The 13,144-nt window shown below is 68.4% G+C and carries 16 protein-coding genes; 13 read left to right on the top strand and 3 right to left on the bottom strand.

What is annotated here, in order from left to right:
* Positions 1–25: 25 nt before the first annotated feature.
* The 3 genes from IG98_RS0124800 to ccsB are packed head-to-tail and all read left to right on the top strand — an operon-like array spanning position 26 to position 3,385.
* Positions 26–760, top strand: a complete 735-nt coding sequence (locus tag IG98_RS0124800) for a cytochrome c biogenesis CcdA family protein (RefSeq protein WP_030916727.1) — start codon at positions 26–28, stop codon at positions 758–760.
* Positions 760–2,415 carry a cytochrome c biogenesis protein ResB gene (gene resB, locus IG98_RS0124795; protein WP_030916725.1) on the top strand — a complete coding sequence of 552 codons (1,656 nt, stop codon included), beginning with the start codon at positions 760–762 and terminating at the stop codon, positions 2,413–2,415. Before IG98_RS0124800 ends, resB begins: the two co-directional genes overlap by 1 nt.
* Positions 2,405–3,385: a c-type cytochrome biogenesis protein CcsB gene (ccsB, locus tag IG98_RS0124790; protein WP_030916721.1), complete on the top strand. Its 981-nt coding sequence runs from the start codon at positions 2,405–2,407 to the stop codon at positions 3,383–3,385. Before resB ends, ccsB begins: the two co-directional genes overlap by 11 nt.
* 36 nt (positions 3,386–3,421) lie before the next feature.
* Here ccsB and IG98_RS0124785 read toward each other — a convergent pair whose 3' ends face one another.
* Positions 3,422–3,721 carry a PLDc N-terminal domain-containing protein gene (locus IG98_RS0124785; RefSeq protein ID WP_245651693.1) on the bottom strand — a complete coding sequence of 100 codons (300 nt, stop codon included), beginning with the start codon at positions 3,719–3,721 and terminating at the stop codon, positions 3,422–3,424.
* Between the two features lie 224 nt (positions 3,722–3,945).
* Between IG98_RS0124785 and IG98_RS0124780 the strand changes: the two genes are divergently transcribed.
* On the top strand, positions 3,946–4,683 hold the full coding sequence (locus IG98_RS0124780) for a hypothetical protein (protein WP_245651692.1): 738 nt from the start codon (positions 3,946–3,948) through the stop codon (positions 4,681–4,683).
* Positions 4,684–4,693: 10 nt separating this feature from the next.
* The gene (locus tag IG98_RS0124775) at positions 4,694–4,933 is read left to right on the top strand and encodes a hypothetical protein (protein ID WP_030916713.1); all 240 of its coding nucleotides are present in this window, start codon (positions 4,694–4,696) and stop codon (positions 4,931–4,933) included.
* A 122-nt stretch (positions 4,934–5,055) separates the two neighbouring features.
* Here IG98_RS0124775 and IG98_RS49005 read toward each other — a convergent pair whose 3' ends face one another.
* Positions 5,056–5,295 (bottom strand): BldC family transcriptional regulator, encoded by a 240-nt coding sequence (locus IG98_RS49005; protein WP_012887349.1) that lies wholly within the window; start codon positions 5,293–5,295, stop codon positions 5,056–5,058.
* 265 nt (positions 5,296–5,560) lie between these two features.
* On the opposite strand from IG98_RS49005, the gene IG98_RS0124765 reads away from it, so the two are divergent.
* Positions 5,561–5,758 carry a DUF4229 domain-containing protein gene (locus IG98_RS0124765; protein ID WP_030916708.1) on the top strand — a complete coding sequence of 66 codons (198 nt, stop codon included), beginning with the start codon at positions 5,561–5,563 and terminating at the stop codon, positions 5,756–5,758.
* Here the strand turns inward: IG98_RS0124765 and IG98_RS0124760 are convergent.
* The gene (locus IG98_RS0124760) at positions 5,742–7,007 is read right to left on the bottom strand and encodes a hypothetical protein (RefSeq protein WP_030916705.1); all 1,266 of its coding nucleotides are present in this window, start codon (positions 7,005–7,007) and stop codon (positions 5,742–5,744) included. The genes IG98_RS0124765 and IG98_RS0124760 overlap by 17 nt on opposite strands.
* A 78-nt stretch (positions 7,008–7,085) precedes the next feature.
* On the opposite strand from IG98_RS0124760, the gene IG98_RS0124755 reads away from it, so the two are divergent.
* The 7 genes from IG98_RS0124755 (at position 7,086) to nuoE (ending at position 13,103) form a co-directional block, all read left to right on the top strand.
* Positions 7,086–7,811, top strand: a complete 726-nt coding sequence (locus IG98_RS0124755; RefSeq protein ID WP_030916702.1) for a demethylmenaquinone methyltransferase — start codon at positions 7,086–7,088, stop codon at positions 7,809–7,811.
* Positions 7,812–7,962: 151 nt separating this feature from the next.
* Entirely contained in the window at positions 7,963–9,240 is a 1,278-nt protein-coding gene (locus IG98_RS0124750) for a geranylgeranyl reductase family protein (RefSeq protein ID WP_030916699.1), read from the top strand.
* Positions 9,241–9,361: 121 nt separating this feature from the next.
* Entirely contained in the window at positions 9,362–9,721 is a 360-nt protein-coding gene (locus tag IG98_RS0124740) for an NADH-quinone oxidoreductase subunit A (RefSeq protein ID WP_030916698.1), read from the top strand.
* 2 nt (positions 9,722–9,723) lie between these two features.
* Positions 9,724–10,275 (top strand): NuoB/complex I 20 kDa subunit family protein, encoded by a 552-nt coding sequence (locus IG98_RS0124735; RefSeq protein WP_030916695.1) that lies wholly within the window; start codon positions 9,724–9,726, stop codon positions 10,273–10,275.
* A gap of 79 nt (positions 10,276–10,354) precedes the next feature.
* Complete coding sequence (locus tag IG98_RS0124730; protein ID WP_030916692.1) at positions 10,355–11,032, top strand: NADH-quinone oxidoreductase subunit C; 678 nt, start codon at positions 10,355–10,357, stop codon at positions 11,030–11,032.
* On the top strand, positions 11,029–12,354 hold the full coding sequence (locus tag IG98_RS0124725; protein ID WP_030916689.1) for an NADH-quinone oxidoreductase subunit D: 1,326 nt from the start codon (positions 11,029–11,031) through the stop codon (positions 12,352–12,354). Before IG98_RS0124730 ends, IG98_RS0124725 begins: the two co-directional genes overlap by 4 nt.
* Positions 12,355–12,392: 38 nt before the next feature.
* Complete coding sequence (gene nuoE / locus IG98_RS0124720; protein WP_425428086.1) at positions 12,393–13,103, top strand: NADH-quinone oxidoreductase subunit NuoE; 711 nt, start codon at positions 12,393–12,395, stop codon at positions 13,101–13,103.
* Positions 13,104–13,144: the final 41 nt, after the last annotated feature.

The following is a 13,144-nucleotide window of genomic DNA, read 5'->3' as shown; positions in this document are numbered from 1 at the left end:
GCCCCGGGCGATGGCTGGGCCCGCGATGAGCGCCGACCTCGCGAGCACCGTCGCGAGCGGTTCGCTGGCGCTGGCACTGCCGATAGCGGTCGCGGCCGGACTAGTGTCGTTCCTGTCGCCGTGCGTGCTGCCGCTCGTGCCCGGCTACCTGTCGTACGTGACCGGCATGAGCGCCGATCCCAGGCGGGGGCGCATGGTCGCGGGCATCGTGCTGTTCGTCCTCGGGTTCGCCGTCGTGTTCGTGGCCGGAGGGGCGCTCTTCGGCGGGCTCGGCGCGATGTTGTTCGGCAACGTGGGGATCATCACGCGGGTGCTGGGCGCCCTCACGATCGTGCTCGGTCTGGCCTTCATGGGGGTCATCCCCGGCCTGCAGCGTGACTTCCGCATCCACCGGCTCCCGGCCGCGGGCCTGGCGGGGGCGCCCCTGCTCGGCCTGGTGTTCGGCCTGGGCTGGACCCCCTGCATCGGCCCCACCCTCGGGGTCGTGCTCACCCTCGGCCTGAACGAGGGCAGCGCCGGCCGCGGTGCGATACTCGCCTTCGCGTACGCGCTCGGCCTCGGCCTGCCGTTCGTGGCGGCCGGGCTGGCCTACAGCAGGGCCCTGAGGACCTTCAAGGCGGTACGCCGCCACTCACAGCTGATCACGCGGGCGGGCGGCGTCATGCTGGTCGTCGTCGGCGTCCTGCTCGTCACCGGGCTCTGGGAGCAGCTCGTCGCGACGATCCAGGGCTGGGTCGGCGGATTCGAGCCGGTGATCTGATGGGGCACATCGACCCCGGGGCGGGAGAGCGAGCGGTGGCCGAGCCGCAGACGAAGACGGAGACGGTGACCGCGAGCGGTCCTGAGGCAGGCGGGAAGAACGAGGAACGGCGGCCCGGGGGAATCGGGGTCGTGGGCTGGGCGCGCTGGTTCTGGCGGACGCTCACCTCGATGCGGACCGCGCTGATCCTGTTGTTCCTGTTCGCCCTGGCGTCCATTCCCGGCTCGATCTGGCCGCAGCGCGGCGTCTCCGACGCCAAGGTCTTCCAGTACTTCGAGGACAGCCCCCGGCTCGCCGAGTGGCTGGACAGGTTCTGGCTGTTCGACGTGTTCAGGGCCCCCTGGTTCGCCGCGATCTACCTTCTGCTCTTCCTGTCCCTGATCGGCTGCGTGCTTCCCCGTACCATGACCCACCTGCGGGAGTCGCGCAGGAAGCCGCCCGCGGCGCCGCGCAACCTGGGCAGGCTGCCGCAGCACGCCTCCTTCGAGGCTCCGCTGACCGTCGAGGAGGCCGCCGCCAGGCTGCGCGCCAAGCGGTTCCGGGTGACCACGGGGCCAGGCTGGGCCGCCGCGGAGAAGGGCTACCTGCGCGAGTCCGGCAACCTGCTGTTCCACGTGGCGCTGCTCGGCCTGCTGCTCGCGGTCGGGATCGGCACGCTCTACGGCTACCGGGGCAACGTGCTGGTCGTGGAGGGCGAGGGGTTCGCCAACACGGTCGCGGCCTACGACCGCTACATGCCGGGGCAGCAGGTGAACGCCGAGTCGCTGGAACCGTTCTCCTTCACGGTCGAGGACTTCCAGGCGAGCTACATCGCGAAGGGCGAGAAGACCGGGCAGCCCCTCGACTTCGAGGCCAGGCTCAAGGTCGAGGACGCCCCCGGCGCCCCCGTGCGCGACTACGTCCTCAAGGTCAACGAGCCGCTGAACGTCAACGGCACGCAGAGCTACCTGATCGACCACGGGTACGCGCCGACCTTCAGGATCACCGACGGCAAGGGCCAGGTCGCCTTCGACGGGCCGGTGCCCTGCCTGGTCGTCCAGCCCGCCAACTTCACCTCCGAATGTGTGATCAAGGTCCCGGACGCGCAGCCGGAGCAGCTCGGCATCCTGATCGGTTTCCTGCCGACGACGGTCCCGGTGGGCTCGGAGTGGGTGTCGGTCTTCCCCGGTGCCGCCAACCCCACGGCCCAGGTCTACGGTGCCTTCGCCGGTGACCTGGGCCTGAAGGACGGCCGGCCGCAGTCGGTCTACGAGCTCGACCCCGACAGCCTGAAGAAGATGAAGCCGCTGGTCATGAAGGCGGACCCGCTGGCGGTCAACGAGAAGCTCACGCTCCCGGGCGGTATGGGCTCCATCGAGTTCACCGGCGTCAAGGAGTGGATCGCCCTGCAGATCACCCACGATCCCGGTCGGATGCCGGCGTTCGTCGCCTCGGTCCTCGCCGTGGCCGGCCTCGTGCTGACCCTGACCGTCCGCCGCCGCAGGGTGTGGGTACGGGTCCACGACCAGGCCGGTCAGCCCGAGGGCGAGAGCCGGCGGGTCGACGTGGGCGGCCTCACGCGTACCGAGGGTGGTGATTTCGGTGAGGAGTTCACCGAGATCGTCTCCGCTTTGAACCCAGGAATTCCCAACCCAGGAGTTAAGGATGCCCGTTGAGGTCGATGCCGGCCTCGCCACCCTGAGCGATCAGCTCATCTTGGCGACGGTGCTGCTCTACGTCTTCGCAATGATCGCCTACGCCCTCGACCTGGCCTTCAGCCGGTCCGCGGGGGCGGAGGCCCGTGCCGCGAAGCGGCCCGCGCTCGCCACCGTCGGTGCCACCGTCGGCACCGGCGCCGACCCGGCCGCACCGGCCTCCGCCCAGGCGGAGACCGAGGAGCCCGAGGACAGGACGCCCCCCGCCTGGGTGGTGCGGGTGGGGATGGTGGCCGTCGGGCTGGGCTGGCTCGGCTGGATCGCCAACCTCGCCTCTCTCATCACCCGTGGCCTGGCCGTGGACCGGTGGCCGTGGGGCAACATGTACGAGTTCGTGGTCGCGATGTGCCTCGCGACGGTGGGCGCGTTCCTGCTCATGCAGCTCCGCTACCGGGTCCGCTTCCTGGGCGCGTTCGTCACGGTCGCGGCCGCCCTGTGCCTCGGTTTCGCCGTACGGTACCTGCACGTGCAGGCCGGTCCCGTGGTTCCCGCGCTGAACTCCTACTGGGTCGCGATCCACGTGTCGGCGGCGATCGTCGCCGCGGGGCTGTTCATCGTGGCCGCCGTCTCCGGCATTCTCTACCTGATCAGGAAGGACACGGCGGTCCGCCTGCCGTCCCGGCAGGACCTGGAGCGGGTCGCGCACCGGGCCATCGTGATCGGCTTCCCGATCTGGACCTTCGCCGTCATCGCCGGGGCGCTCTGGGCGGACAAGGCCTGGGGCCGCTACTGGGGCTGGGACCCCAAGGAGGTCTGGGCGTTCATCACCTGGATCGTCTACGCCGCCTACCTGCACGCCAGGGCCACCGCGGGCTGGAAGGGCAAGGCCGCCACGATCGTGCAGCTCGTCGCCTGCGCCTGCCTGCTGTTCAACCTGGTCGGGGTGAACATCTTCTTCGGGGGCCTGCACTCCTACGCCGAGGTTCCCTGAGCCCGGCGACGAGGACTGACCGGCCGAAACGGCCGGTCAGTCCTCGTCGCGCAGGCGGCGGTCGAGGTCCTTGAGGAAGTCGGGGTCGTCGTCGGGGCCCTTCGGGGCCTCGGGGCGCTGTGGCATGTCCTCCGCCAGGAGTGAGCGGGGCGCCCTGGGGCCGTACGGCCGACCGAGCAGCAGCCAGAAAAGCCCTCCGACGGCCAGCAGCAGCACCACGATGAGCACCCAGAGGAGCTTGGGCAGGTTTCTGGATTCCTCGTCCGGCGTGGTGATGACGTCGAACAGGCAGTAGAGCCAGAAGGCGAGTATCGCCAGACCGACAAGCAGGGGCATGCCCGAACTGTAAGCCATTGTGAGACCCGTTGCTGTCAGCCCTCCATTACGGATGACTGGCGAGGGTTCACCCGGTTAACGTGGAACCCGTTGACACGTCCCCAGGGGGTGTGATGGCACAGTCGGGCGACAAGGGCCGCCATCGACGGCGGTGGTGGCAGCGAGGTCCGGGCACGCGTACGGAGAGTGCTGTCAGGGAAGCTCCACGTGATGTTTCCCATGAGGTGCCTCGGGAAGCGGAGCGCCGGGTCGGGGCGGTCACGGCCCCGGTGGTCGACCGCCCGCAGTACACCTGGAAGGACTTCGAGCTCGACGACGAGCGTCCCCGGGCACAGCCCAACTCTCCGGACACCCCGGATCTGGGTGACGGCCTGCGCCACTGCGGACGCCTGGAGCGCATTCTGCACCGTCAGTGGGATTCGCGGTGGGAGATCCCGCCTCCGGAGGTCGTGCGGGCGGTGGAGAGCCTGGCCAGGCTGCCCGACCTGCTGAAGGACAAGCTGGCCGACGGTCTCGACGGAATCTACGTCGGCGCGGGCGGGGTGCCCGACCTGGACGACATGGGGTACCTGCGCGGTGCGCCGCTGCCCTCGGGCCGGGCGACCTGGGACATCTGCGCGGGAGCGTACGGCGACCGCAAGATCGTGGTGGGGGATCGACCCTCGCCCACCCCCGACGTGATGATGCACGAGGTCGGGCACGCCCTGGACGACGTGGACGCCCCCAACGGGGACTGGGTCTCCGACTGTCCGGAGTTCGCCGCCCTCTACGCCCAGTGCGTTCCCGTGCTGGCCTCGGGGTTCCATCTCCAGTCGGGCGACCTGGGCCGCAAGGAGTTCTTCGCCGACGCCTTCGCCGCGATCGTCTCCCGGCAGCGCCCCGCGCTGGTCGACATGCTGGGCGGCGACACGCGAATGGCGCTCAACGTCATGTTGTTCTTCAACCGGCGCTACGGAATCTAGGTGATCTGGGATGTACGTCGTCAGGCTCGCTGACGGTACTCTGCGCGTTCCGCAGACCCTGGCCGGCGATGACGGGCGTCTGATCGGCAACGCCTATGTCGAGGTGTCTCCGGGGGATCCCGACTACGACCGCTGGCTGGCCGAGTCGGTCACCGAGGAGGAGTGGGCCGAGCGGCGGCGGCGCTGGTTGGTGGAGAACGACGACCTGGAGCGGGAGTTCCTGGCTTTCAAGGCCGAGCAGGAGACCTAGGCCGATTCGGGTACGGGTGTGGTCACCGTCCGGGTCGTGTGGCACTTCACACGACTCCACGGTGACCCTGCGGCTTCCGGGTAAGGCGCGCAGGATCACCGATGGTGTGACGTCCTAAGTCGTCAGACGCGCGGGGACTCGCCTGCAGGCCGTTCGGCCGTCAAGACGTCCTCTCCACGCAGAAGGGCGTGCACTTCCGACTCGCGGAAACGCCGGTGCCCTCCGGGGGTACGGATGCTGCTGATGCGGCCTGCCGCGGCCCAGCGTGTAACCGTCTTTGGGTCGACCCGGAAGAGGGCGGCAACCTCTCCGGGCGTCAGCAGACGCTCGCTGCTACTCTCCACAATCTCTCCCCCTCGCATCCCGCTTCCTGCCAGCGGGCGGACAGGTAACCAGTGTGCCGAGCGAAGCCTGATTTATCCGTGGTTTTCAACAAAGATCACGGGTTGTTATCTACTGCCTGCCCGATTGTTATATGATAGAGCCTCTTTGGGACTCTCGTGGGTGTTTCTTTACGAAACTGGTCTGTTGTGAACACTAGCAGCGCTCGCAGTCAATGCGAAGGGTGCTCCCGTGACCACCACGGCCATGCCTGGGCGATGAGCGCGGTGACGTAGCCTCGACGTTGTGCATCCCGTCATCGTTTACACCGCGTCCCGGGTCGGTCTACTCGCCGTGAGCCTGGGAGTGCTCTATATCCTCGGCCTGCGTCATCCCCTGATCCTGCTTGTCGCCGCGTTCCTGGTCAGTGGTGTGGCCAGTTACGTCCTGCTCTCAAAGCAGCGGGACGCGGTAAGCGAGCGAATCACTAAGAATCGGGAGTGATCGGCGAGGGGAACATGCCGACTCGGGCATGGTACTCGTGACCAAGCCGGGTTGTGTCACTACCAACGAGTAATCCGCCGGGATGGGCCAGGAATGCCTTGACTCCGATTCCGCGTTCCCGGGTGGGGTTCCATGTCAGGGCCCTGCCGGTGTGGGGGTGGATCGCTCCGATTCCCGGACGCGCCACCGCTCCGGGCCCCGCCGAGTCGTGGCCGAACGGGTTGTCCAGCCACCGCTGGTGCCCGCCGACATAGACCGCCGCCCCCGTCGCCGCCACCGCGTACAACGAGTCGCCCCCGGTGTGGTTCACCCAGGTCGGTCGCACCTCGCCGCGGGCGCGGGTCTCGAAGCGCGCGGCCGTGTCGCACATCCTGTCCCGCCCCCCGGGGCCGCCGGTCGTGACGACGGCGAGATAGCTCCCGTCGGGGGCGAAGTCCAGGCCCCGCACGTAGCCGGGGAAATCGGCCATGCATCTGCCCCGGTAGGCGCCGGTCCGCCAGGGCGCGACCTTGGCCGGTGACGCGGTGACGTCGATCAGGCCGAGTTGCGGGCGCGACAGGCCGTCGAGAGTGGCGAAGTCGCCGCCGACCGCCAGCCTGCCGTGACTCAGGGAGAGCGCGTGGACCCTGGTCCTGCCACCCCTGGGCTCGTCCGGCCTGATCGCGAAGGTCGGGTCGACCGAGCCGGTGACGGCGTCCAGTCTGGCCAGTGCGGTGAGGGCGACGGGGCCGAGCCGGGTGAAGTCGCCGCCGACGTAGAGGTGGCGGCCCAGCCTGGCCAGGCTGGTGACCGTTCCGCCGCGGACCTGGGCGCCGAAGTGGGCCACCGGGGATCCGTCGGACAGCCGGAGCAGGGCCAGGCCCCGCGTCCGCGCCCCGTCGGTCGTGGTGAACCGGCCGCCCGCGTAGACGGTGTCATGCACCCCCGCCGCCAGGGCCTGGACCGGGCGGTCGAGGCGCGGTGCGAAGCCGGGCAGCACCCGTCCGGTGGCCAGGTCGTAGGCGAAGAGGTTGTCGCGCGGCAGCACCCTCGTGCTCCGGGCCTCACGTACCTCGCTGAACGAGCCTCCGACCACCACCGTGCCGCCCACCAGCGCGATGGCGTTGACGATCCCGTCGAGCACGTGGGGAGTGGTGTTCACCGGATCGGTCAGGACGACCCTGCTGTGCTCCGTGGTGCCGGCGGCGGCGGTACCGGGGAGCATCAGGATCAGGGCCGCGGCCAGCGGGTAAGCGGTTCTGGCAAACATTCGACAATTTTTAGCATGCTCTGGGTAATCGAATAACTACTTTCCGTGGATTGTCGGGGCGGGCCTAGGCTTGGTGGCATGACGCGCGCTTCTCTGGACAAGCAGCCGCATGAGGTCGCCGCGATGTTCGATCGCACGGCCCGGCGGTACGACCTTGTCAACGACGTTATCTCCCTGGGGCAGGTCCGGCTGTGGCGTAAGGCGACCGCCGCGGCCGTCGACGCGGGCCCGGGTGAGCTGGTCCTCGACCTCGGTGCGGGCACCGGCACGTCCACCGACGCGTTCACCTCGCTGGGTGCCCGCGCGATCGCCTCCGACTTCTCGCTCGGCATGCTGAGCACCGGGGTCAGGCGCAGGGGCGGCTCGGGTCTCTCCGGAGGGGGAGTGCGGGGTGTCAGCTTCATCGCGGGCGACGCGCTGCGGCTGCCCTTCGCCGACGGAGTGTTCGACGCGGTGACGATCTCCACGGCACTGCGCAACGTGCAGGACACCGGCCAGGCGCTGCGCGAGATGTACCGGGTGGCCAAGCCGGGTGCGCGCCTGGTGATCCTGGAGTTCTCGCACCCGACGCCGAGGTCCTTCGACCTCGTATACTCGCAGTACCTGATGAAGCTGATGCCGCAGGCGGCCAGGCTCTTCGGTTCCAACGACGACTCCTACGAGTATCTGGCGGAGTCGATCAGGGCCTGGCCGGACCAGGCGGGGCTGGCGAAGATCATTCAGGAAGCGGGCTGGGAGCGGGTCGCCTGGCGCAATCTCACGCTGGGCATCGTGGCCCTCCACCGCGGATATAAGCCCGCATAGAAGATTGGCAGGCGATAGCAGTACCCACCTGACACTTTGCCCCGCAAAGGCGTTAGACTTCGGGCCGACAAGTTTGTGAAGACCTTCACAAAGGATCGAAAGGCCCCTTACCCCGAGGCCCCCAAAGATTTTGTAGGACAGGACAGGTCCCGTGACCGTGCCAGCCGCCATACAGCGGAATGTCGCTGAGGCTGACGCCGACGTCATCGTCGTCGGCGCCGGGCCCGCCGGTTCGACAACCGCTTTTCATCTCGCGCAGGCCGGACTTGACGTCCTGCTGCTCGAAAAGACCACCTTCCCCCGCGAGAAAGTCTGCGGCGACGGGCTGACGCCCCGAGCGGTCAAGCAGCTCATCGCCATGGGGATCGACATCGACGCCCCCGGCTGGGTCCGCAACAAGGGCCTGCGCGTGGTCGGCGGTGGAATGCGCTTCGAGCTCGACTGGCCTGAGCTGGCGAGCTACCCCGACTTCGGCCTGGTCCGCACCCGCCAGGACTTCGACGAGATCCTGGCCGGCAACGCGGTGAGGGCGGGCGTCCGCCTGCTGCAGGGGGTCAACGTCACGGCCCCGGTCCTGGACGACCGCAGCGGGCACATCGTCGGCGTCCTCGCCAGGCAGAACGGCGAGGAGGTCACCTACCGCTCCCGGCTGGTGGTCGCCGCCGACGGGAACTCCACCCGGATCTCCCTGGCCATGGGGCTGCACAAGCGTGAGGACCGTCCGATGGGCGTCGCGGTGCGGACGTACTTCGAGAGTCCCCGCCATGACGACGACTACCTGGAGACCTGGCTGGAGCTGTGGGACGGCGACACCCTGCTGCCCGGCTACGGCTGGATCTTCGGCGTCGGCGACGGCACGTCCAATGTGGGCCTCGGGCTGCTGAACACCAGCGAGTCCTTCAAGGGCATGGACTACCGCGACCTGCTCAAGCGCTGGGTGAAGGGCATGCCCGCCGAGTGGGGCTACGTCGAGGAGAACATGACGGCCCCGATCAGGGGCGCCGCGCTGCCGATGGCCTTCAACCGCCAGCCGCACTACACCCGGGGTCTGGTGCTGGTGGGCGACGCCGGCGGGATGATCAACCCGTTCAACGGCGAGGGCATCGCGTACGCGATGGAGAGCGGCCACGTCGCGGCCGAGATGATCGTCCAGGCACTGGGCAGGGTCACCCCCGCCCAGCGGGAACGTGTGCTGCGGGCCTACCCGCAGACGCTGAAGGACGCCTACGGCGGCTACTTCACCCTTGGCCGGGGCTTCGTCGAGCTCATCGGGCATCGCGGTGTGATGAACTTCGCCACCCGTCACGCGCTGCCGCACCCCCGCCTGATGAGGTTCGCGCTCAAACTCCTTGCTAATCTCACCGACCGGCGGGGTGACGCGTCGGATCGCATCATCAACGCCCTGTCGAAGGTGGCGCCACCGGCATGAGCCCAACGAACGCCGAACAGCTGGAACCCGGGGCGATGATCGCCCTGCCTAGACTTTCGAAATACACCAACATGCAGAGCTACGCGCCGGCGCGCGTGGAGATGGGAGAGGAGGCGTAGCGATGGAGCTGTACGCACCCATCCTGGTGCTCGCCGTTCTCGCGGCGGGATTTGCGATCTTCTCGGTGACGATCGCCCCCTTCACCGGTCCCAAGCGCTGGAACCGCGCGAAACTCGACGCCTACGAGTGCGGTATCGAGCCGACGCCCCAGCCCGTGGGCGGAGGTCGCTTCCCGCTGAAGTACATGGTCACCGCGATGCTGTTCATCGTGTTCGACATCGAGATCATCTTCCTCTATCCGTGGGCTGTCGCGTTCGACCAGCTCGGGATGTTCGGACTGGTCGAGATGGTGCTGTTCATCGTCACCGTGCTCGTGGCCTACACGTACGTGTGGCGCCGCAAGGGTCTGGACTGGGACTAGATATGGGACTTGAAGAGAAACTTCCAAGCGGGTTCATGCTCAGCACGGTCGAGCAGGTCGCCGGCTGGGCGCGTAAGAACTCCGTCTGGCCGGCCACCTTCGGTCTTGCCTGTTGCGCCATCGAGCTGATGTCCACCGGTGGTCCCAAGCACGACCTGGCGCGCTTCGGCATGGAGCGCGCTTCGGCGTCTCCGCGCCAGGCCGACCTGATGATCGTGGCGGGCCGGCTGTCGCAGAAGATGGCCCCGGTGCTGCGCCAGATCTACGACCAGATGGCCGAGCCCAAGTGGGTCATCGCCATGGGCGTCTGCGCCTCCAGCGGAGGCATGTTCAACAACTACGCGATCGTGCAGGGCGTCGACCACGTCGTCCCCGTCGACATCTACCTGCCCGGCTGCCCGCCGAGGCCCGAGATGCTCATCGACGCGATCGTCAAGCTACACGACAAGATCCAGAACACGAAGTTCGGCGCGCACCGTGCCAAGCAGATCGACGAGCTCGAACTGCAGGCACTGCGGACGTTGCCGCTGATCGACCAGGGAACCGCCAAATGAGCAGCGGTGAGCGACCGATGGCGCGAAGCGGATTCACAGCGGCCCGCGTGGCGAACGAGGAGCGGTAGGCGACCGAGACATGAGCACTGAAAACCTCCCGGAGGTCCCGGAGGAGCCCATCGCCCGCCTGGGCATGTTCGGCACCTCGGGTACCGGAGACACCTCGGGTTACGGCCGCCTCGTGGTGCGGCGCAAGCCCGAGCTCTCCACCCCCCGCCCGTACGGCGGGTACTTCGACACCGTCGCCGACGAGCTGGAGCGCGCCCTCGGCGGCGACTTCGCCGACGCCGTCGAGCGCGTGGTCGTCGACCGTGGCGAGCTGACCTTCCACGTCAGGCGCGAGCGGCTGCTCGACGTCGTCAGGGCGCTGCGAGACGACGCCGCGCTGCGCTTCGAGCTCTCGCTCGGCGTCTCCGGCGTGCACTACCCCCACCTGGCGGGCCAGGAACTGCACGCGGTGATCCACCTGTGCTCGATCACGCACAACCGCCGTCTGCGCGTCGAGGTCTCCTGCCCCGACGACGACCGACACATTCCCTCCACGGTCTCTGTCTACCCGACGCACGACTGGCACGAGCGCGAGACCTGGGACTTCTTCGGCATCGTCTTCGACGGACACCCGGCGCTGACCCGCATCATGATGCCCGACGACTGGGACGGCCACCCCCAGCGCAAGGACTACCCGCTCGGCGGCATCCCGGTCGAGTACCGCGGCGCCGAGATCCCCGCGCCGGACCAGAGGAGGTCCTACACGTGAGCGCCTTTGACGACGAGGCCACCGAGGGCACGGTCTACACCGTCTCCGGCAACGACTGGTCGGAACTGCTTGAGACCCTCACCGGCCAGCAGGACGAGCAGCTCGTCATCAACATGGGTCCCCAGCACCCGTCCACGCACGGCGTGCTCCGCCTGGTGCTGAACCTGGACGGCGAGACGGTCACCGAGGCCCGCACGGTCATCGGCTACCTGCACACCGGCATCGAGAAGAACCTCGAGTTCCGGACGTGGACCCAGGGGACGACGTTCGTCACCCGGATGGACTACCTGGCGCCGATCTTCAACGAGACTGCCTACTGCATGGGCGTCGAGAAGCTGCTCGGCATCACCGACCAGGTCCCCGAGCGGGCCCAGGCCATCCGCGTGATGATGATGGAGCTCACCCGGATCTCCTCGCACATGGTGGCCATCGGCACCTTCGGCATGGAGCTGGGCGCGACCACGCCGTTCCTCTTCGGGTCCCGCGAGCGCGAGATGGTGCTCGACGTGATGGAGTACATCACCGGCCTGCGGATGAACATGGCCTACGTCCGGCCCGGCGGCGTCTCCGTCGACCTGCCGGCCGGCGCCGTGGACAAGGTCGGCGAGCTGCTCAAGGTCATGCCGGGGCGCATCAAGGACATGCGCAAGATGCTCGACGCGAACCCGGTCTACCTGGCCCGCACCAAGGACGTCGCCTACCTCGACCTCACCGGCTGCATGGCGCTGGGCGTCACCGGTCCGATGCTGCGGGCCGCGGGCCTGCCGTGGGACCTGCGCAAGTCGCAGCCCTACTGCGGCTACGAGACCTACGAGTTCGACGTCCCGACGGAGAAGAGCGCCGACGTCTACGGCCGCTACCTGGTACGGGTGGCCGAGATGGAGGAGTCGCTCAAGATCATTGAGCAGGCTCTGGACCGCCTCTCCGGGCCGCTCAAGAGCGGCCGGGTGATGGTCGACGACAAGAAGATCGGCTGGCCCGCGCAGCTCGCGCTCGGCCCCGACGGCCTGGGCAACTCGCCCGACCACATCGCGCACATCATGAGCGGCTCCATGGAGGCGCTGATCCACCACTTCAAGCTGGTGACCGAGGGCTTCAGGGTCCCGGCGGGGCAGGCGTACGCCTCGGTCGAGTCGCCCCGCGGCGAGCTCGGCGCCCACGTGGTCAGCGACGGTGGCACCCGCCCGTACCGCGTACACTTCCGCGATCCGTCCTTCACGAACCTACAGGCCATGCCCGCGACGTGCGAGGGCGGCATGGTCGCCGACGTCATCTCGGCGGTGGCCTCGATCGACCCGGTGATGGGGGGTGTCGACCGATGAGCGCGCCCGTGGAGAGAGCGGTTGCCGGCGGTGAGCCGGTGGGTGGGCAGAGCACCCCGTCGAGCAACGAGGAGGTGAGCGCGACCATGACCAAGGGGTACGCGCCGGAAGTGCGCGAGCGCCTGGAGCGCGACGCCAAGGAGATCATCGGCCGCTACCCCAGGCCGCGGTCGGCGCTGCTCCCCCTGCTGCACCTGGTGCAGTCCGAGGACGGCTACGTCTCCGACGACGGCCACGAGTTCTGCGCCGAGATGCTCGGGCTGAGCAAGGCCGAGGTCGTGGGCGTCTCCACCTTCTACACGATGTACAAGCGCAGGCCGATGGGCCAGTACCACGTGGGCGTGTGTATCAACACGCTCTGCGCGGTCATGGGCGGCGACCAGATCTGGGACGAGCTCTCCGAGCACGTCGGCGTCGGTCACGACGAGGCGACCCCGGACGGGAAGATCTCGCTGGAGCGGCTGGAGTGCAACGCCGCCTGCGACTTCGCCCCGGTGATGATGGTCAACTGGGAGTTCTTCGACAACCAGACCCCGGACTCGGCCAAGCAGCTCGTCGACGACCTCAGGGACGGCAAGGAGCCCTCGCCGACCCGCGGCCCGAAGAAGCTCTGCACGTTCAAGGAGGCCTCGCGGGTGCTCTCGGGCCTGCCCGACGGCCTGGCCGGTGACGGCCCCTCGGCGGCGGGTCCCTCCCTGGAGGGCCTGAAGATCGCTAAGGCCAACGGGTGGAAGGCTCCCGAGGCGTGAACGGGCGCGAGGTCAACATGATCGGGCGAGCAGGTAGGCAC

It is taken from the genome of Streptosporangium amethystogenes, assembly GCF_000721075.1.
GTDB classification, from domain to species: domain Bacteria; phylum Actinomycetota; class Actinomycetes; order Streptosporangiales; family Streptosporangiaceae; genus Streptosporangium; species Streptosporangium amethystogenes.
This window is presented reverse-complemented; position numbering and strand designations above follow the sequence as displayed.

Coding starts and splice junctions, on each gene's coding strand:
- IG98_RS0124735 (WP_030916695.1), top strand. CDS start 9,724: ATGGGACTTGAAGAGAAACTTCCAAGCGGGTTCATGCTCAGCACGGTC.
- IG98_RS49005 (WP_012887349.1), bottom strand. CDS start 5,295: ATGCGAGGGGGAGAGATTGTGGAGAGTAGCAGCGAGCGTCTGCTGACG.
- IG98_RS0124785 (WP_245651693.1), bottom strand. CDS start 3,721: ATGCCCCTGCTTGTCGGTCTGGCGATACTCGCCTTCTGGCTCTACTGC.
- IG98_RS0124775 (WP_030916713.1), top strand. CDS start 4,694: ATGTACGTCGTCAGGCTCGCTGACGGTACTCTGCGCGTTCCGCAGACC.
- IG98_RS0124755 (WP_030916702.1), top strand. CDS start 7,086: ATGACGCGCGCTTCTCTGGACAAGCAGCCGCATGAGGTCGCCGCGATG.
- IG98_RS0124800 (WP_030916727.1), top strand. CDS start 26: ATGAGCGCCGACCTCGCGAGCACCGTCGCGAGCGGTTCGCTGGCGCTG.
- resB (WP_030916725.1), top strand. CDS start 760: ATGGGGCACATCGACCCCGGGGCGGGAGAGCGAGCGGTGGCCGAGCCG.
- IG98_RS0124730 (WP_030916692.1), top strand. CDS start 10,355: ATGAGCACTGAAAACCTCCCGGAGGTCCCGGAGGAGCCCATCGCCCGC.
- ccsB (WP_030916721.1), top strand. CDS start 2,405: ATGCCCGTTGAGGTCGATGCCGGCCTCGCCACCCTGAGCGATCAGCTC.
- IG98_RS0124740 (WP_030916698.1), top strand. CDS start 9,362: ATGGAGCTGTACGCACCCATCCTGGTGCTCGCCGTTCTCGCGGCGGGA.
- IG98_RS0124760 (WP_030916705.1), bottom strand. CDS start 7,007: ATGTTTGCCAGAACCGCTTACCCGCTGGCCGCGGCCCTGATCCTGATG.